This is a genomic window from Loktanella sp. S4079 (assembly GCF_000967725.1).
Lineage (GTDB): Bacteria > Pseudomonadota > Alphaproteobacteria > Rhodobacterales > Rhodobacteraceae > Yoonia.
On the sequence record NZ_JXYE01000007.1, the window covers coordinates 144,566 to 163,311 of the forward strand.

16 protein-coding genes are annotated in these 18,746 nt (G+C 55.6%); 6 read left to right on the plus strand and 10 right to left on the minus strand.

Features of this window, described 5'->3' with window-relative positions; all coding sequences use genetic code 11:
• Positions 1-27 precede the first annotated feature (27 nt).
• Positions 28-1,521: a glycerol kinase GlpK gene (gene glpK / locus TW80_RS15485; protein WP_045998355.1), complete on the plus strand. Its 1,494-nt coding sequence runs from the start codon at positions 28-30 to the stop codon at positions 1,519-1,521.
• A 58-nt stretch (positions 1,522-1,579) separates the two neighbouring features.
• Here glpK and TW80_RS15490 read toward each other — a convergent pair whose 3' ends face one another.
• From TW80_RS15490 to xylF, 3 genes are all read right to left on the minus strand, one after another.
• Positions 1,580-2,332, minus strand: coding sequence for an ATP-binding cassette domain-containing protein (locus TW80_RS15490; protein WP_045998356.1), 753 nt, complete (start codon positions 2,330-2,332; stop codon positions 1,580-1,582).
• On the minus strand, positions 2,332-3,636 hold the full coding sequence (locus TW80_RS15495; protein ID WP_045998357.1) for a sugar ABC transporter permease: 1,305 nt from the start codon (positions 3,634-3,636) through the stop codon (positions 2,332-2,334). The genes TW80_RS15490 and TW80_RS15495 overlap by 1 nt, the downstream gene beginning before the upstream one ends.
• 95 nt (positions 3,637-3,731) lie before the next feature.
• On the minus strand, positions 3,732-4,766 hold the full coding sequence (xylF, locus tag TW80_RS15500) for a D-xylose ABC transporter substrate-binding protein (RefSeq protein WP_045998358.1): 1,035 nt from the start codon (positions 4,764-4,766) through the stop codon (positions 3,732-3,734).
• Between the two features lie 264 nt (positions 4,767-5,030).
• Between xylF and TW80_RS15505 the strand changes: the two genes are divergently transcribed.
• Positions 5,031-6,548, plus strand: a complete 1,518-nt coding sequence (locus TW80_RS15505) for a CRTAC1 family protein (RefSeq protein WP_045998403.1) — start codon at positions 5,031-5,033, stop codon at positions 6,546-6,548.
• 28 nt (positions 6,549-6,576) lie between these two features.
• Here TW80_RS15505 and TW80_RS15510 read toward each other — a convergent pair whose 3' ends face one another.
• Both TW80_RS15510 and TW80_RS15515 read right to left on the minus strand, forming a co-directional pair.
• The gene (locus TW80_RS15510) at positions 6,577-6,780 is read right to left on the minus strand and encodes a dodecin family protein (RefSeq protein ID WP_045998359.1); all 204 of its coding nucleotides are present in this window, start codon (positions 6,778-6,780) and stop codon (positions 6,577-6,579) included.
• Positions 6,781-6,826: 46 nt separating this feature from the next.
• On the minus strand, positions 6,827-7,531 hold the full coding sequence (locus TW80_RS15515; protein WP_239450571.1) for an arylesterase: 705 nt from the start codon (positions 7,529-7,531) through the stop codon (positions 6,827-6,829).
• Here TW80_RS15515 and TW80_RS15520 point away from each other — a divergent pair.
• Genes TW80_RS15520 through TW80_RS15530 form a run of 3 tightly spaced genes read left to right on the plus strand, consistent with a single transcriptional unit; the run spans position 7,509 to position 11,244 of the window.
• Complete coding sequence (locus TW80_RS15520) at positions 7,509-8,198, plus strand: ABC transporter ATP-binding protein (RefSeq protein WP_045998360.1); 690 nt, start codon at positions 7,509-7,511, stop codon at positions 8,196-8,198. The two genes, TW80_RS15515 and TW80_RS15520, sit on opposite strands and share 23 nt — an antisense overlap.
• Complete coding sequence (locus TW80_RS15525) at positions 8,195-10,699, plus strand: ABC transporter permease (protein WP_045998361.1); 2,505 nt, start codon at positions 8,195-8,197, stop codon at positions 10,697-10,699. Before TW80_RS15520 ends, TW80_RS15525 begins: the two co-directional genes overlap by 4 nt.
• Positions 10,696-11,244 (plus strand): gamma-glutamylcyclotransferase family protein, encoded by a 549-nt coding sequence (locus TW80_RS15530; protein ID WP_045998362.1) that lies wholly within the window; start codon positions 10,696-10,698, stop codon positions 11,242-11,244. Before TW80_RS15525 ends, TW80_RS15530 begins: the two co-directional genes overlap by 4 nt.
• Here TW80_RS15530 and gltX read toward each other — a convergent pair.
• From gltX to TW80_RS15545, 3 genes are all read right to left on the minus strand, one after another.
• The gene (gene gltX, locus TW80_RS15535; protein WP_045998363.1) at positions 11,241-12,563 is read right to left on the minus strand and encodes a glutamate--tRNA ligase; all 1,323 of its coding nucleotides are present in this window, start codon (positions 12,561-12,563) and stop codon (positions 11,241-11,243) included. The genes TW80_RS15530 and gltX overlap by 4 nt on opposite strands.
• 68 nt (positions 12,564-12,631) lie before the next feature.
• Positions 12,632-13,060, minus strand: a complete 429-nt coding sequence (locus TW80_RS15540; RefSeq protein WP_045998364.1) for a DUF1801 domain-containing protein — start codon at positions 13,058-13,060, stop codon at positions 12,632-12,634.
• A gap of 31 nt (positions 13,061-13,091) precedes the next feature.
• Entirely contained in the window at positions 13,092-14,756 is a 1,665-nt protein-coding gene (locus TW80_RS15545) for an NAD+ synthase (protein WP_045998365.1), read from the minus strand.
• Between the two features lie 180 nt (positions 14,757-14,936).
• Here TW80_RS15545 and TW80_RS15550 point away from each other — a divergent pair, with 180 nt between their 5' ends.
• The gene (locus tag TW80_RS15550; RefSeq protein WP_045998366.1) at positions 14,937-16,316 is read left to right on the plus strand and encodes an MORN repeat-containing protein; all 1,380 of its coding nucleotides are present in this window, start codon (positions 14,937-14,939) and stop codon (positions 16,314-16,316) included.
• 45 nt (positions 16,317-16,361) lie between these two features.
• Here the strand turns inward: TW80_RS15550 and TW80_RS15555 are convergent, their stop codons facing one another.
• Both TW80_RS15555 and TW80_RS15560 read right to left on the minus strand, forming a co-directional pair.
• Positions 16,362-17,888 carry a cryptochrome/photolyase family protein gene (locus TW80_RS15555; protein WP_045998367.1) on the minus strand — a complete coding sequence of 509 codons (1,527 nt, stop codon included), beginning with the start codon at positions 17,886-17,888 and terminating at the stop codon, positions 16,362-16,364.
• Positions 17,882-18,547 carry an SDR family NAD(P)-dependent oxidoreductase gene (locus TW80_RS15560; RefSeq protein ID WP_045998368.1) on the minus strand — a complete coding sequence of 222 codons (666 nt, stop codon included), beginning with the start codon at positions 18,545-18,547 and terminating at the stop codon, positions 17,882-17,884. Before TW80_RS15560 ends, TW80_RS15555 begins: the two co-directional genes overlap by 7 nt.
• Positions 18,548-18,746: the final 199 nt, after the last annotated feature.

The window sequence follows — 18,746 nt, forward strand, 5'->3', positions numbered from 1 at the left end:
ACCAACAATTAGGGATAGGATCGTCGCATGACACATATCCTTGCCATTGATCAGGGCACGACATCGTCTCGGACTATCGTTTTTGATAGCGACATGAACATCGTCGCCACTGCACAAGAAGAGTTCGAACAGCATTTCCCAAACTCTGGATGGGTCGAACACGCACCCGATGACCTTTGGTCGACAGTCGCCGGAACCGCGCGATCCGCGATTGAACGTGCAGGTCTGCGCCCAGACGACATCGCCGCGATTGGGATTACCAACCAGCGTGAAACCACGGTGGTTTGGAACAAACACACAGGCCAAGCCATTCACCGCGCCATTGTCTGGCAAGATCGCCGCACCGCTGCGTTCTGTCGCGAACTGACTGCGGCTGGTCATGCTGATATGATTACGGCCCGTACCGGCCTACTTTTGGACCCGTACTTTTCGGCAACCAAATTGAAGTGGATTTTAGACAACACCCCCGGCGCACGCGAAAGCGCACGCAACGGTGACCTGCTGTTTGGCACCGTCGATAGCTATCTGATCTGGAAAATGACCGATGGTGCTTCGCATGTGACCGATGCGACGAACGCCGCCCGCACGATGCTCTACGACATCCACAAAGGCCGTTGGAGCACGACAATCTGCGACCTACTAGACATCCCGCTCAACATGCTGCCAGAGGTCAAAGACTGCGCCGCCGATTTTGGCACAACACGACCTGACCTGTTTGGTCGTGCCGTGCCAATTACTGGTGTCGCTGGCGATCAACAGGCTGCGACCGTGGGCCAGGCCTGCTTTGAACCGGGGATGTTGAAATCCACCTATGGCACCGGCTGTTTTGCCCTATTGAACACGGGCGATACGCCTGTGACTTCGCAAAACCGGCTACTTACAACGATCGCCTATCAGCTAGATGGCAAGCCGACTTACGCGCTAGAAGGATCAATCTTTGTTGCAGGTGCGGTCGTGCAATGGCTGCGCGATGGGCTAAAGATTATCCGGGATGCGGCTGAAACCCAACCGCTCGCCCAAACCGCCGACACTAGCCAAGATGTCATTCTTGTGCCTGCCTTTACAGGCCTTGGCGCTCCCTATTGGGACCCGGAATGCCGCGGCGCCATTTACGGCTTAACACGCAACACTGGCCCGGCCGAACTGGCCCGCGCCGCGCTTGAAAGCGTGGGCTTTCAAACCCGCGACCTGATCGAAGCCATGCACGCCGATTGGCAAGGCGAAGGCACGCAGCCAACGCTGCGCGTTGACGGCGGAATGAGCGCATCCGACTGGGCAATGCAGTTTCTGGCGGACATCATCGGTGCCCCGGTCGACCGCCCTGAAGTGTTGGAAACAACAGCGCTTGGCGCGGCTTGGCTGGCTGGCCAGCACGTTGGGCTCTATCCGACCAAGACAGAGTTTGCGGATCGCTGGCGCTGCGAGCAAACATTTAATGCCGCAATGCCCGACGCAGAGCGCGGGCGCCGCTATGACGCGTGGAAAAAGGCGGTGACAGCAACGATGTCGGTCACCAGCTAACAAAAAGGGCGGCGGGTTCAGACCTCGCCGCCCTTTCTCATTGCGCTTTCACAGCGGGCTAAGCCGCGTCGCGCTTGGGATTTTTGCCCATGATGATCATCGACAGAATGTCATCTTCGGTGACGTCCTCTACCCGTTCATTTCCGATCATCTTGCCGTTTTTCATGACGGAAACGCGATCACAAAGCTCCATCATCTCGCGCGTGTCATGACTGATCAGGAAAATCCCCAATCCTTGCGCCTTTAGCTCTTTGATGAGATCGGCGACCATCGCAGTTTCATGAACGCCCAGCGCAGCGGTTGGTTCATCCATGATCAGGATGCGTGCATTAAAATACACGGCACGGGCAATCGCGACCGACTGGCGCTGCCCCCCAGACAGAGAGCGTACAGGTTCAGAAAAACGCTTAAAGTTGGGATTGAGGCGAGCCATGATTTTACGCGCCTCAGCCTCCATGCGAGCGTCATCAACAAGACCGAGTGGCGTCGTCAGCTCGCGCCCCAAAAAGAGGTTCGATGCCGCATCAAGATTATCTGCCAAGGCAAGCGTTTGGTAAATTGTCTCAATGTTTTGTGCCCGCGCATCACGGGGATTGTTGATCTGAACCTTCTTTCCATCAACAAAGATCTCACCTTCATCGGCGTGATAGGCACCTGATAGAATTTTGATGAGCGTGGATTTCCCAGCGCCATTATGCCCCAAGAGGCCGACGACCTCGCCGGGCATCAGGCTAATCGAAACATCATCGACGGCTTTGATCCCGCCGAAATGGATCGAAATATTCTTCATCTCAAGCAAAGGCGTGGTCATTAGACGTCTCCTGTTTTGCGGCGGTACACGATGTCGACCCAAACAGCGAAGACAAGAACCGCGCCAACAACGATATTTTGCAGCGGGCTATCAACGCCCACCATCCCCATCCCAGAGGTCAGCGATTGCATGATCAAGGCACCCAAGATCGCGCCATAGATCGTACCCGCCCCACCGGCCAATGCTGTTCCGCCGATGACGGCTGCTGCGATGACGCGCAATTCGTCAAGCGTACCGATATCCGTTGTATGTGCTTGCAAGCGCGCCTGCGCCACGATGGCGGATAGCCCGCATAGGAAACCCATGATTGCAAATACTTTGACCGTCAGCAGCCGCGTATTGATACCCGAGAGTTCTGCCGCGTCAGGGTTGCCACCCGTCGCAAAGATATAGCGCCCTAGGCGGGTTTTCTTGGCCACGATGGTCATTACAACAGCTACAGCGATAAGGATCAGTACCGAAATCGGCAGCCCGTGACCTTGGGTGAACCCTTCGGGCATGACCTCGCCACGCGCTTCGAACATGCGGCGCAGCTTACCTTTGGGGATGTTATAGGCGTTCAGTGTCGCAACAAACCCAAGGATCGCGGCGACAAAAACGCCCCCGATGGTGAATTCCGCCCAGAGCGGCTTTGTCGGAAAATCATGTGCTATTCGATTGCGGCGCGCGATATATACGGCCCAAACAGCGGCGATTGATGCAACGATCCCAACGACCCAGCTCCAAAATTCGCCCAATGTACCTTCGGCACCGCCAAGCAGGATAAAATTGCGATCAAGCGGCGCAATCGTTTGTCCATCGGTTAGGAACCAACCCGCATAGCGCCAGACCAGAAACCCACCAAGGGTCACAATAAACGCTGGGATCGCTTGATAGCCGACCAACGCACCATTGAGCGCCCCAATAGCCGTACCAACGACAAGCCCCGACAAGACCGCCAGTGGTGCAATGAATGGTGACCCCAGCTCGATCCCTATGACACCGGGAAGCCACCGGGTTTGCATGATCGCGACCACAGCCGAACAAATCGCCAAGAGCGCCCCAACGGAAAGGTCGATATTGCGGGTGACGATCACAAAGACCATTCCGGTCGCCATAATCGCGACCGATACGGTCTGCACGGTCAGGTTAAAGATATTGCGCGGCGTCAAAAAGTTACCGCCAGTCGCGATGCTAAAGCCAATGGCAATCAGAATGAATGCACCGATCATCCCCAACAAACGGGTATCAAGCTCGAGGCTTTGGAACAGGTTGCGATGGGGCTGGGCGGACTCTGATCCGGTGTCGTGGGTGCTATCGGTCATGTGATGTCCCGCATTTGAAAATTCGAACGTAGAAGAAAGTCGACGCCGCCCCGAAAACCATCGGGACGGCGCGCGTGATTACAGTTGCCCGGTGCTTAGTTGCACGGTGCGGGACCGTTTTCGACACCTTGGCAAAGCGCCTCTTGTGTGATCCATCCAGCATCCACAACGACAGACAGGTTATCCGCCGTCACAGGAATTGGCGCGAGGAACACAGCGTTCATCTCGTTGCCGCCCGGTGTCGTGAACTTAACGGCACCGTCCACGTCTTCAGCGGCCGCACCGCCAGCAAGTGCAACTGCGATTTCACCAGCGGCCTTGCCCAATTCGCGCGCGTCTTTCCAAACCGACACGGTTTGCGTGCCCGCAGCAACGCGGTTGAGCGCGGCGTGATCGCCATCCTGACCAGACACCGGAATGCCCTGCATGCCTTGGGCAGTAAGCGCTGCGACAACACCACCTGCGGTCCCGTCATTCGATGCAACGACAGCGTCAACATTGTTGTCCTGCTCGGTCAGGATTTGCTCCATGTTGCGTTGCGCGTTTGCTGGCTGCCAACCGTCGGTATAAGCCTCGCCCACGATGGTAATCGCACCACTATCGATTGCCGCCTGAAGCACCTCTTGTTGACCACCGCGCAAGAAATCTGCGTTAGGATCGGTTGGTGATCCTTTGATCATGACATAATTGCCGGTCGGCTGGGCAGCCAACACAGCAGCGGCTTGCAGACGACCAACCTCGACATTGTCAAAGGTCAGGTAAAAGGCCCGGTCATCCTCGATCAAACGGTCATAGGCGACAACGGGAATATCTTCGTCAACGGCGGCCTGTACAGCGGGGATTACGGCCTGTGTATCTTGGCCGAGAACAATCAGCGCATCGACGCCCTGCGCAATCAGGTTCTCAATATCCGTCAGCTGCTTTGCGGCAGATGATTGCGCATCAGCAGAGACATATTCTGCGCCCGCAGCTTCGAGAGCAGACTTGATCGCCGCCTCATCTGTCTTCCAGCGCTCCTCTTGGAAGTTAGACCAGCTAACGCCGACGGTCACGCCGTGCCCTTCTGCGAAAGCCAATGTAGCGGGCATGACAGTTGCCATCGCCGCAGCGATTATAACACTTTTCTTCATTTAATTTCCTCCCAGATCCCGGCCTAATCAGACCGTAATGGGTAAACTATTGCTTGCGCTAACAAATTTGTCAAATTTATAAAGACCACTGTAATCATTGAATAAATCTCATCCACTCAGCTAAGCTCGCACCGATCACAATTGCCAATTCGACCCGAAAAATCCGTATTTTTGGCTGCCAAATGAATGCAGCCACCTGATACTTTTTTGACAAAAGCCGCATTCAAACCGCAGGTCGCGCGACGCAGCATTCAGGGCACAAAGATGAAATTTCACATTCCAATCATAGCGTTAGTAATCTGCTCACTGGGCCGACCGGCGATTGCAGAGCCGCAGTTCATCAGCCGCACAGAGGCCCTGCACCACTCGCACATCTACACTGGTGGGTGGGAACATTTCGTCGGTGGAGGGGTAGCGATCTTTGATTGCAACGATGATTCTTTGCCAGACCTCTTTGTGGCAGGCGGCACGAACCCGGCCACGTTGTTGGTGAACATTTCTGACGGCGACATATCGTTTACCCCGGCTGAAATAACACAGATGATCGCAGTCACCGGGGCCTATCCAATTGACATCGACAGCGATGGGATCGTTGATCTGATGGTTTTACGGAATGGGGAAAACCAGCTGCTCCGCGGTCACGGCGGATGCACTTTCAGCGATGCTACGCAAGATTTCAATCTGCCAAGCGACAACCGCTGGTCCACTGCGTTCTCGGCGACATGGGAACCGGATCGCGACCTACCAACGCTTGCCATCGGCAACTACGTCGACTTGACAGACCCGAACGGTCCCTTTGGTACTTGCGATACCAATTGGCTGATCCGTGGCGAGGGACAAACATATGATCCCCCCATCGCATTGGATCCTGGCTTTTGCCCGCTTTCGATGCTGATTTCTGACTGGCAACGGACCCACAACCCGATGCTGCGTATATCAAACGACAGACAATACTACGTGCGCGACGGTTCTGAACAAATGTGGACTCTGGTACCACTGCGCGCGCTGGACGCTGCGGATGGTTGGCCCCTCAAACAAATTTGGGGCATGGGCATCGCCAGTCGCGATATTTCCGGCAATGGAATGCCAGACGTCATGCTGACCTCGATGGGGGATCAAGTGTTGATGCGTAACGATGGTGCTCAATTCACCGCTGTGCCCTATGCGACTGGCACTTATGCGCAGCGTCCGTTCACTGGCGATGATGGGCGGCCATCCACAGGCTGGCACGCTGAATTCGGCGATATTGATAATGACGGACTGGCGGACCTGTTCATCGCTAAGGGCAACGTCGATCAAATGCCGGGCCTTGCCATGCAAGACCCAAATAACTTGCTCATGCAAAATGCTGACGGAACCTTTGCTGAGGCCGCAGGAATCGCGGGAATTGCCACAACCGACCGCGCCCGAGGGGCTGGCATCGCTGATCTGAACGACGATGGAAAGTTAGATATCGTTGTGGTCAACAGACGCGCGCCACTGGAAGTCTGGCAAAACACGTCCCCAGACGCTGGCAACTGGATCGCGGTCGATCCGCGTCAATCTGGGGTGAATATCTATGCTATTGGCGCATTTATCGAACTGCGCAGCGCCGACGGTCGGCAAACAATAGAGCGAACAATTGGTGGCGGACACGTCAGCGGGAGCCTGATTCCGCTCCACTTTGGGATCGGGAAAAACACAGAGGCCGAGATCCGCGTTATTTGGCCCGATGGTGAAACCACTCCTTGGGAAACCGTCACAGCAAACCAAACTGTGACCATAACACGCGCAACGAACTAGGGCGCCCATGTGCGGGCGCCCCGTATTTTTAGTCATCCAGTACGAATGTAATCTTTAGCACGACGCGGTATTCTTTGATTTTACCGTCTTCGACTGTCACTTTCTGGTCGGCAACCCACGCACCAGTAATGCCCATGAGCGTTTTCGAAGCCCGCTCGATCCCATTTTCGACAGCATCGTCAAATGACTTCTTAGAGCTAGAAATAACTTCGGTGACCTTTGCAATAGACATGATTTACCTCTTAGATTGTCGGTTACTTAAGTGTGCACAGCCTAGACTACTCAACCGCTGCGACAAGCCCCATTACCCAAGGGCCTATATCTGAGACAATAAGCGCCACCCCGCGCGGGTTTGGATGCAACCCATCTGCCTGCAAGAGCGCACCCAGTTGGGCCGGATCTGCCGATTGCTGACGCATCGCTTGCAACATATCAGGATAAAGCGGCAGGTCATATTCTGCGGCAAGCGTAACATAGTTTTCTTCAAACGCGGTTTCGTAGTCGGCACCGTAATTTGCCCCAACGTCCAAACCCACGAGCAGCATTTCAACGCCTGCCTGTTTGCCAGCCGCAAGAATTGCATCCAAATTGTCGCGGCTGACCTGCGGATCGATCCCGCGCAAATAATCATTGCCACCGAGCGCGACAATCATCGCATCAATATCGGGGGTTAAGGTCCAGTCAACACGGCTACGCCCGCCCGCTGTAGTATCGCCCGAGACACCTGCATTCACCACCCGCACATCTGCCCCCTGCTCGGTCAGCCAGCCCTGCAACTGCGCAACAAATCCATCGGATTGTTGCAGGCCGTAGCCAGCCGTCAAACTATCCCCCAAAGCAGCTATTGTGACGGTTTGCGCCTGAGAAGAACCAGTTGTTAGCAAAACGGCGATAGCAAGGTTGCGTAAGCGATATAACGCACCATATCCATGTGATACGACTTGACCAAAGGCTTCTTGCATGACCGAACCTGTATTATCCATTTCTGACGCTAATCTTTCACTTGATGGGAATGCCGGGCGGATCGACATTTTGCATGACATTTCACTGAATGTCACCGCCGGTGAAACCTTGGGGTTGGTTGGGCCAAGCGGGTCGGGCAAATCGTCACTCCTTATGCTGATGGGCGGGCTGGAACAGGCGACCTCGGGCAGTATTTTTGCGCTTGGGCACGAACTGACAACCATGAACGAAGATCAGCTCGCGCGCTTTCGCAGAGATAATATGGGGGTGGTTTTCCAATCTTTCCACCTGATCCCAACAATGACCGCGTTAGAAAACGTCGCAACCCCGTTAGAATTGGCTGGTGTCGCAGACGCCTTTGAACGGGCAGAGGCAGAGCTTGTGGCCGTAGGTCTGGCCGAACGCATCAATCACTACCCACGTCAAATGTCGGGCGGCGAACAGCAACGGGTGGCGCTGGCACGGGCATCAGCGCCCCGACCACGGATTTTGCTCGCGGATGAGCCGACTGGCAATCTTGATGAAACCAACGGCCAAGCGATCATGGATTTGCTTTTTGACCTGCGCGACAAACACGGCGCGACGCTGATTATGGTCACTCACGCCCCCGAATTGGCCGCGCGCTGTGACCGCGTCGTGCGTCTACGGGATGGCCGTATCGAAGCAACGGCGCAGGCAGCAGAATGAACTTTGCAATTGCTTTACGCTTTGCCCTGCGCGAACTACGCGGCGGGCTGCATGGGTTTCGGGTGTTTCTGGCCTGTCTCGCGCTTGGCGTGGCGGCGATTGCGGCAGTTGGCACCGTGCGCGCCGGGATCGAAGCTGGCCTGAAACGTGACGGCGCGGCCCTACTGGGTGGCGATGCCGAGGTCGAATTCACCTACCGCTTTGCCCGCGAGGCAGAGCTGGAATGGCTTGACAGCATCGCAGTTCTCATTTCTGAAACCGTCGATTTTCGGTCAATGGCCGTCGTCGGAGACGAACGCGGGCTGACACAAATCCGGGCGGTAGATGATCTTTATCCGCTGATCGGCTCGGTCACTCTTGACCCGGCAATGCCGCTTAGCGAGGCCTTGGCCGATCATGGTGGCGTGATGGAGCGGGTCTTGGTTGATCGGCTCGGCCTGCAAACTGGCGACATATTCCGGCTAGGAACGCAAGAATTCACCCTTCGTGCAGTGCTGGATCGTTACCCCGACAATTCGACTGGCGGCTTTGGGCTGGGTCCGCGCACAATTGTTTTGACCGACGCCCTCTCTGACTCGGGCCTTTTGAACGAGGGCACGTTATTCTCCACAAATTATCGACTAGACCTGCCCGATGGCGCGGACCTAAGCGCGCTACGGCGCGAAGGTATGCGCCAATTCCGTAATGACGGAATGCGATGGCGTGACAGTCGTCGGGGTGCAGGGGGCACTGCCACGTTCGTCAATCGGATCGGCGCATTCCTGATCCTCGTTGGACTGTCCGGTTTGGCCGTAGGCGGGGTCGGCGTTTCGGCCGCTGTGCGCGCATATCTTGCAGGTAAAACCAGTGTGATCGCCACGTTAAAGACCTTGGGCGCGACGCGAGCGATCATCTTTCAAACCTACTTTATCCAAATTGGCATCTTGGCGCTGATCGGGATTATCATTGGCCTCATACTCGGCGCGGGATTGCCTGTCTTATTTGCCCCATTGATTGAGGCCCGTTTGCCAATTCCCGCGATCTTTACGGTCTATCGGGACCCCCTGATAGAGGCCGCAATCTATGGCATACTCGCCGCGTTGATCTTTACGCTTTGGCCCATCGCCAAGACCGAGGACATTCGTGCAGCGACCTTGTTTCGTGACGCTTTGGGTACCGCTAAGGCGCTGCCCCCGCGGCACTATCTATCCATTCTCGCGGCTCTGGTCATTGTGCTGCTCGCTGCAGCAATACGGTTCTCTGGGACGACATTCCTCACCCTCTGGACGGCGGGCGGTATTGCGGGATCACTTTGCCTTTTGGTTGTCGCAGCCGTTGTTATTCGCTGGGTCGCTCGGCGCCTGCGTAAACCGACACGGGGCCGCCCCGCGCTGCGGCTTGCCGTAGGTTCAATCGGTGCCCAAGGGGGCGAGGCAACATCTGTCGTCTTGTCACTTGGGCTAGGGCTCGCTGTGCTTGCCGCTGTGGGGCAAATCGACGGAAACTTGCAGCAATCTTTTGCGGATGAATTACCCGAAGTCGCACCCAGCTATTTCTTTGTTGATATCCAACCCGACCAAATCGCCGGGTTTAATGCGCGCCTAGATACGGATGCAGCGGTCAGCAAGGTTGAGACCGCTCCGATGCTGCGGGGGGTCATCACACAAATTAATGGCGAACCCGCGCAACGTGCCGCTGGGGGGCATTGGGTCGTTCAAGGAGATCGCGGGATCACCTATGCCGACACCCAGCCCGACGGCACCGAAATCACAGCGGGCGAATGGTGGCCCGAAGGTTACAACGGCCCGCCGCAAATCAGTTTTTCCCAAGAGGAAGCAACTGAGATGGGACTTTCCTTGGGCGACACAATGACGGTGAACGTGCTGGGGCGCGACATCACAGGAACGATCACCAGTTTTCGCAATGTTACCTGGGAAGATGCTGGAATCGGGTTTGTTCTTGCGCTCAATCAGGCGGCGCTTGCCGGGGCGCCGCACAGTTGGATCGCAACCGTCTACGCCCAAGAACCGGCCGAGGCCGCGATTTTACGTGACCTCGCCACGGCATATCCGAATATCACCGCAATCCGCATTCGGGATGCGATTGATCAAGTGATCGAATTGGTCGGCGGCATCGCAGCCGCAACGCGCTATGGCGCGATCATCACGCTAATCACTGGATTCCTTGTTTTGATTGGCGCGGCCGCAGCAGGCGAAAGGGCGCGGACGTATGAGGCTGCCGTGCTCAAGACATTGGGGGCGTCGCGACGCGAAATCATGACCAGCTTTGCATTGCGCTCTGCGCTGCTTGGCTTTGCGGCGGGCGTCGTCGCATTGGCCGCAGGCATCTTAGGCGGTTGGGCCGTGATGACCTACATCATGGAAAGCAGCTATAGCGTGATCTGGGCAAATGCACTGCTCATCGTAATTGGCGGCATCCTTGCGTCCACGCTTGCGGGGCTTGGGTTTGCGTGGCGGTCGCTATCAGCAAAGCCCGCCCAAGTTTTGCGCGCACGCGAATGACCGATCCAGCATTTTTCGGCTATGGGAGTTTGGTGAACCTTGCCACGCATTCCTACGCGCAACCACGCCCTGCCCGACTGCATGGGTGGCGGCGCATGTGGCAAAGCACATCGGTGCGGGATATCGCGTTCCTATCAGTCGTCCCTGACCCGAACTGCGTGATTGCTGGTGTCATCGCCCAAGTACCGAATGCGGATTGGGCGGCGCTTGATCTGCGCGAGGCTGCATATAATCGTCATGATATCACCAGCCAAATCCAAGATAATGGGGCCGCTGCATCGACTGCGGTCTATCAAGTTGATCCAAACCTGCATCTCGACGCACAGACACGTCACCCTATCTTGCTCAGCTACTTGGATGTCGTGGTACAGGGTTATTTACAGATGTTCGGGGCCGAAGGCGTCGCCGCCTTTTTTGAAACCACCGATGGGTGGGGGCCGATTTTGGATGATCGTGCAGCCCCCCAATATCCGCGCGCCCAGAAACTCAACAAGGACGAAACCGCCCTTGTTGATGATCATCTTCGAAACTTGGCGACAATTTAGTCGAGGCTAGGTTTCACCTGAAGCAGTGGCATCACATCCGCCATTTCTGGCCCGCGCTCGCGGCCTGTAACAGCCTTGCGCAGCGGCATGAACAATCCGCGCCCTTTGCGCCCGGTCTCTGCCTTGGCTTGCGCGGTCCATTCGCCCCACGTGTCTTGGGTGTAGGGCGGATTGCCCAGCATGCCAAACGCTTGGACAATGAATTCGCGGTCTTCATCAGCAACCAGTGGTGTCGCGCCATCGCGGAACAGTTCCCACCAACCTGCGACATCTGCCAAGGTGCTAATATTATCGCGCACGACCTTCCAGAACGGCTCTGCCAGTTCAGCTGGCACACCTGCCGCAGCAATCGTGTCTGCCACGTCCGCGTGATCCAGTGTCGCAAGGTGGCGTGCCGTCAGCGGGCCAAGATCCTCGGCGTCAAATTTCGTCGGGGCAGAGCCGAACTTCGAAATATCAAAACCAGCGATGACTTCTTCGATAGTCGCGCGCAGTTCGACCGGGTCCGAAGACCCAAGGCGTGCCATCAGCGACAGAATGGCTTGTGGCGCAATCCCGGACTTGCGCAAATCGCGCAGCGCAAGGGTGCCCAACCGCTTGGACAGGGCTTCGCCTTGCGGGCCTGTTAGCAGAGAATGGTGCGCAAAACGTGGAGGCGTCCCACCCAGCGCATGCATGATTTGGATCTGCGTTGCTGTGTTTGTCACGTGATCTGATCCACGCACAACATCAGTGATGTTCATCTCGATGTCATCGACGACCGAAGCCAACGTGTACAGAATTTGCCCACCATTCTTGAACAATACCGGGTCACTGACTGATGAGGCGTCAATCGAAATATCGCCGATGATACCATCGGTCCATTCGATCCGTTCGTGGTCTAGCTTAAACCGCCAGTGCGAACCACGCTCTGCACGCAGCGCGTCTTTTTCAGCTTCGGTCAGGGAAAGCGCCGCACGGTCATAGACCGGGGGCTTGCCCATGTTCAGTTGTTTCTTGCGCTTGAGGTCCAGTTCAGTTGGCGTTTCAAAGCATTCATAGAGCCGCCCCATTTCAATCAGCCGTTGCTTGGCGATTTCATAACGCTCCATGCGCTCGGATTGGCGCTCAATGCGGTCCCATGTGAACCCGAGCCATGTCAGGTCTTCTTTGACGCCTTCGACATATTCTTCTTTGGAACGCTCTGCATCAGTATCGTCAATCCGCAGCACGAACTCTCCGCCGTTCTGTCGTGCAATCGCATAATTGAATAGCGCGGCACGCAGGTTGCCGATGTGCAGCCAGCCAGTTGGCGATGGGGCGAATCTAGTGATTGTCATAACGCGTTCTCCTATTGGCACGCCATTCTCATAATCATTGGGAATTGTCTACCTTAGAGGCCAATCGCCTAAGAGCCAACAACGGTCCACCGCGTTTGCAAATCATTCAATCCTGCCCTGATCAAGGTCGCGAGCACATCCAGATCAACATCAGCCAGCTTATTGATGTATAAACACGACCGTCCCAGTTTGTGTTTTCCCAACCGCCCCAGAAGGTCACCAAAATCAGCGTAGCCGGGCATGATATAGATCACCAAATTTGCTTTGCGCGGGCTAAACCCCGTGGCGAGAAAATCACCTTCGCGACCACTATCGTAGACGTAGTGATATTGGCCGTAGCCTATGATCGAACTCCCCCACATGCAGGGTGTCCATCCTGTCACCTCGCGAAACAGGGCATCCAACACAACCGCATCTTCACGACGCCGCTGCGGCGTCACCGCTGCAAGAAAGGCCGCGACGTCCTGATATGTGGGTTGTGTTTTGTTATCCGCCATTGCGGCAGCTTAGCATTTCGGGCGTGACCTGTCAGGAAGGATCGCGCCAACGGTTCACGATTGGATAGCGCCGATCCAGCCAGAACGCCCGGTTTGACAATCGTGGGCCGGGGGCAGACTGAAAGCGTTTATATTCGCTGATATAGATCAAATGTTCGACACGCTTCACCGTGTCACGATCATAACCCGCAGCGACACAATCCGCGACCGAGGCTTCTTGGTCCACGAGCATCGTCAATATCCCATCAAGGATGTCATAGGGCGGCAGGCTGTCTTCGTCCTTTTGGTCGGGGCGCAGCTCAGCCGATGGCGGTTTATCGATGATCGCAACGGGGATCACTTCGCCGCTGGGTCCTTTCATCCAGTCGCGGTGGTTGGCGTTGCGCCAGCGGCAAGTTTCAAAGACGCGCGTTTTGTACATGTCTTTGATCGGGTTATAACCACCCGCCATATCACCATAAATCGTCGCATAGCCAACGGCGACTTCGGATTTGTTGCCAGTGGTCAAAAGCATCTCGCCAAATTTATTCGACTGCGCCATCAAGAGCAGCCCCCGAATGCGCGACTGAATGTTTTCTTCGGTCAGATCGGCGGGCAGATCGCCAAACAAAGGCGCGAGCGCCTCGGTTACAGCGGCACGGGGTCCTGCGATGCTAACAGTATCATATTTCACGCCCAGCGCATTGGCAGCGGCGGCCGCATCGTCCAGTGACGCTTGCGAAGTATATTCAGAGGGCAACATCACACAACGCACGTTTTCTGGCCCCAAGGCGTCAGTGGCGATTGCTGCGACAATCGCACTGTCGATCCCACCTGACAGCCCCAGCAATACCTTCTTAAAGCCCGTCTTGCCCATATAATCGCGCAGACCAACGACCATCGCATTATAGTCTTGCTCTAGATCATCAGGCAAAACGGCCATCTCGCCGGGGATTGCCTCCCAGCCTGCGTCGGTCAGCTGAAAGTCTACATGCGCAATCGCATCTTGGTGCACGGGCATCTGCAAGGCCAACTTACCGCCCCGGTTCAAGACAAAGGAACCGCCGTCAAAAATTTGGTCGTCCTGACCGCCCACCATGTTCAGGTAAACAAGCGGCACATCATTTTCGACAACCCGCGCCACCATGTTGTTCAGGCGGATCGGGAATTTGTTGCGGAAATAGGGTGAACCATTCGGAACGACCAGAATTTCAGCACCTGCCTCGACCATGGTTTCGGCAACGTCCGGATACCATGCGTCCTCGCAAATCGGGCTACCAAGCCGCGGCCCGTCATTACCGATTGTATAAGGCCCAGAAATATCGTCGCTTTTGAACAGGCGCACCTCGTCAAAAACATTAAAATTCGGCAGAAAATGTTTCTTCATGCGGGCAACGATTTTGCCACCGCGTAAGATAAAGTAACAATTGTACAGACGGTCTTCGTCAAATTGCGGACCACCGATCGCCAAGGCGGGACCATCAGCACAATCATCAGCCAGCGCCATGATTTGATCCATCGCATCTGCGACGAAAGCTGGCTTTTGAACAAGATCCTGCGTTTGGTAGCCGGTGATGAACATCTCAGGCAACGCGACCATATCTGCCCCAGCCTCCGCCCCTTGCTGCCATGCATCGCGGGCGCGCTCCGCGTTGCCCTTCAAGTCACCGACGGCGGGATTCAGCTGAGCCATCGTAAGGCGGAACATTTTCGTCATAGTTTTGTCCTAATTCGCGGCAATTCATGTAGCAAATAGACGGGTATTAGAAAGGAGCAAGCAAAACAATGCATGGTTTGCCTGTCCTTAACCGTTGTCAGACCGCAGCACCTTTCATAAGCTGCTATTTGAGGAAGTGATCGGAGTGCACGAATGAAAACGTTTGGATTACCAAAAACGATGGCGGTAGCCCTGCTTTCGGTGGGGTTGGCGACAGGTGCGAATGCGCAGACAGTCCAAACAAAGGAATACGAAGACGGCGGTGTCTACGAAGGTGAATTCCTTGACGGAAAGCAGCACGGTACGGGCACCTATCGTTTGCCCACTGGCTACGAATACACCGGAGAGTGGGTCAACGGCGAAATTCGCGGCCAAGGTATTGCCCGTTTTGCCAACGGTTCCGTCTACGAAGGTGAATTCGTCGCAGGAAAACCCGAAGGCAAAGGCCGAATCACATTTGCAGACGGTGGCACTTTTGAAGGTGACTGGGTCGACGGAAACATCACCGGCTCTGGCATTTCACACTATGCGAACGGTCTGACCTACGAAGGCGAGTTCCGCAACGCGATGTATCACGGCACCGGCAAAATGACGAGCGAGACAGGCTATGTCTACGAAGGTGAGTGGGTCAATGGCATCAAAGAAGGTCAGGGCCGGATTACATATCCTGATGGCGCCGTTTACGAAGGCAACCTGACCGCAGGCGAACGCGATGGGACCGGCACCATGACCATGGCTGACGGTGTGGTCTATAGTGGTGAATGGGTCGACGGACAGATCCAAGGGCGCGGCACGCTGACGCAAACCAACGGCGACGTCTATGACGCTAACTTTGTCGAAAGCAAACGCGAAGGTGAAGGCACCGTTACCTATGCAAATGGCGACGTTTACACAGGTATGTTTGCAAACGATCAACGCCACGGCACTGGGACTTTGCGCGGTGCAGATGGCTATGTCTACGAAGGCGACTGGGTCGAGGGCCAAATCGAAGGTAACGGCACAGCAACCTATCCAGACGGCGCAGTCTATGTTGGCAGCTTTGTCGATGATCTGGCCGACGGGACAGGCAAAATGACCTATCCTGACGGCTCAACCTACGAAGGTGACTGGGCAAACGGCGTGATCAGCGGTTCAGGCGTTGCAACATTCGCGAACGGTTTGCTCTATGAAGGTGAGTTCCTGAACGCCAAGAACCACGGCCAAGGAAAAATGACCTACACCGACGGTTACGTTTACGAAGGTCAATGGTCGCAAGGCCAACGCAACGGGCTTGGCCGCGCGTCATACGCGGATGGCACGATCTATGTTGGCGAGTTCTCGAACAACCAACGTGACGGCAAGGGCGAAATCACGCTTCCTGACGGCTTTAACTATGTCGGCGAATGGAGCGAGGGTCTCATCAACGGTGAAGGCGTCGCAACCTATGCCAATGGTGACGTCTACGAGGGCGCATTTGTCCGCGGCCGCCGCGAGGGCGAAGGCACAATGCGCTACGCAACGGGCCAAGAAAGCACTGGCATCTGGTCTGACGGGGCGCTTGTCTCGGAAACGACTGAATAAGATGATCTTGATACCGGGCCGCATCTGATTTGCGGCCCGATTGTTTTAGACTGGCTCACCCGCATCGAGACGGGCCAGAAAATCGGCAGCTTCTGACAATATCATTGCTTGCTTGTCGGCGCTAAACCGTTCCCAAACCCGATAGATGTTGCCCATTCTGGGGTTTCCCGCAAACCGTACCGAATGGCGGTTTAAAAAGTCCCAATAGAGCAGATTAAATGGGCAAGCATCTGCCCCCGTCTTATCCTGCACGCGATATTCGCAAGATTTGCAGTAGTTCGACATTTTGTGGATGTAGTTCCCAGACGAGACATAGGGCTTGGACGCAATGATGCCCCCATCGGCGAATTGGCTCATCCCGATGACATTCGGTGCCTCAACCCATTCAAATGCATCAGCATAAACCGCAAGAAACCATTCATGGATTTGCGTGGGGGCGACGCCCGCCAATAGCGCAAAGTTCCCCAAGACCATCAACCGCTGAATATGATGCGCATAGGCCTCTTGGCTGGTCTGTGCGACCGATTGCTGCAAGCAGTTCATCTTGGTCGCACCGCCCCAGTAAAGGGATGGCAGGTCGCGTGTGTGCCCTAGATCGTTGCGCGCAGTGTATTTGGGGCCCTCGTAGAAATAGATCCCGCGCATATATTCACGCCAACCAATGATCTGCCGGATAAATCCTTCGGCGGCGTTCAACGGGGCATCACCCTTGCGATATGCATCCTCGACTTGTTGGCAAACGGCCAAAGGGTCAAGAAGCCCAACATTGATATAAAGCCCAATGACCGCATGATATAAAAACGACTCATCCTCGAGCATCGCATCTTGGAAATCCCCAAAATAACAAAGCCCCTGAGACAACCACTGTTGAAAATGCGCTTCGGCCTGAGACCGATCAGTTGCGAACCAGAATGGATGCAAGTCTCCGAAATTTTGCCCAAACCGCTCTTGTACAATTGTCAGAACCTCGGACACCACCGCATCAGGCTCAAACCGCTGTGGTCCACCGTAGTAAAGCGCGCCGGGTGCTGGTTTACGGTTGTCGTGATCGTAGTTCCATTTACCCCCGACAGGTTTGCCGTCATCCATCAGCAGGCCTGTTTTTCGGCGCATTTCACGATAGAAATACTCCATACGCAGCGCTTTGCGCCCCTTGGCCCATTGCGAAAACTCTGAATGCCGGGCGATATATCTGTCATCCGCCAGACAATGCGTGCGCAACGGCAGCGCATCCAGTGCTTCGATCAGACGCCATTCGCCCGGCTCAGTGTAAACAACACCAGCAGCGGAAAACGCGTCAGCCTGTCGGATCAATTCGCCCGTGATTGAGCCAGTATTCAGCGGATCATCAAGCGTGGTGTAGGCAACCCGCCACCCCATTTGACGCAATTCAGCAGCAAATTTTCGCATCGCAGCCAAGATAAAGGCGATCTTTTTCGGGTGATGCGGGACATAGCTGGTCTCGTCCATGACCTCGGCCATGACAACGACGTCGGATTTCATATCTGCCTTTTGCAATGCAGACAGCTGAGGCGAGAGTTGATCACCAAGAACAAGAACCAATCTCACCACGGCACCTCTTGGCCATGCGCATCGAAAAACTGCCCCGACTGGTCAGGCGACAAATCGTTCATCACCTTAAGTACATTCATTGCGGCGTCTTGCGCAGACACAGTTGGGTGCCGACTGACGTAGGCTTGCGTGAAACTTGTTCGCACGGTGCCGGGATGCAATGCGACGCAGGCGACCCGCGGATGGGTGCGCTGCAACTCAATCGCCGCGCCACGGATAAGTTGGTTCAATGCCGCCTTTGACGCCCGGTAGGAATGCCAGCCGCCGATCTGATTATCACCAATCGACCCGACACGCGCAGACAATACACCGACGACTGCCTTGCGCTGACGGTCCAACAAATGCGGAAGCGCCTGCAATACAATGGCTGGGCCGATCGCATTTACTGCAAAGACTCGCGCCATTTCATCAGGGGAAATCGCGGCAAGGCTTTTCTCGGGGTGCCCGTTTTCAGCCGCGAGTATTCCGGTCGCAACAAAAACCAAATCAAACGGCCCGCGCAACTGTTTCAGATGCTTTGCGGCTTGCTCTGGTTGGCGCAGGTCAAATCCGTTGGTAGACCGCGATAGGCCAGTCACGTGCCAACCTTGTTCCTGTAATTGCGATTGCACAGCGTTACCGATGCCGCCACTCGCCCCGATGATCAGTGCTTTCTTCATGATCGTGAACTAGCGCCCATGCAGCATCCGACCACCCCGCATAGATGCGTTTTGCATCTGGGGTGATTTTATTGCTTTTCAAAGTCGAAATCACAGCTATATTCGCCCTATGATCAACGCCCGCCACATATCTCAACCGCAGCGCCTTCCGGCGCCGTTTGCGCGTGGCCTTGACCTACTCCTAACTCGCCTCTGAGCG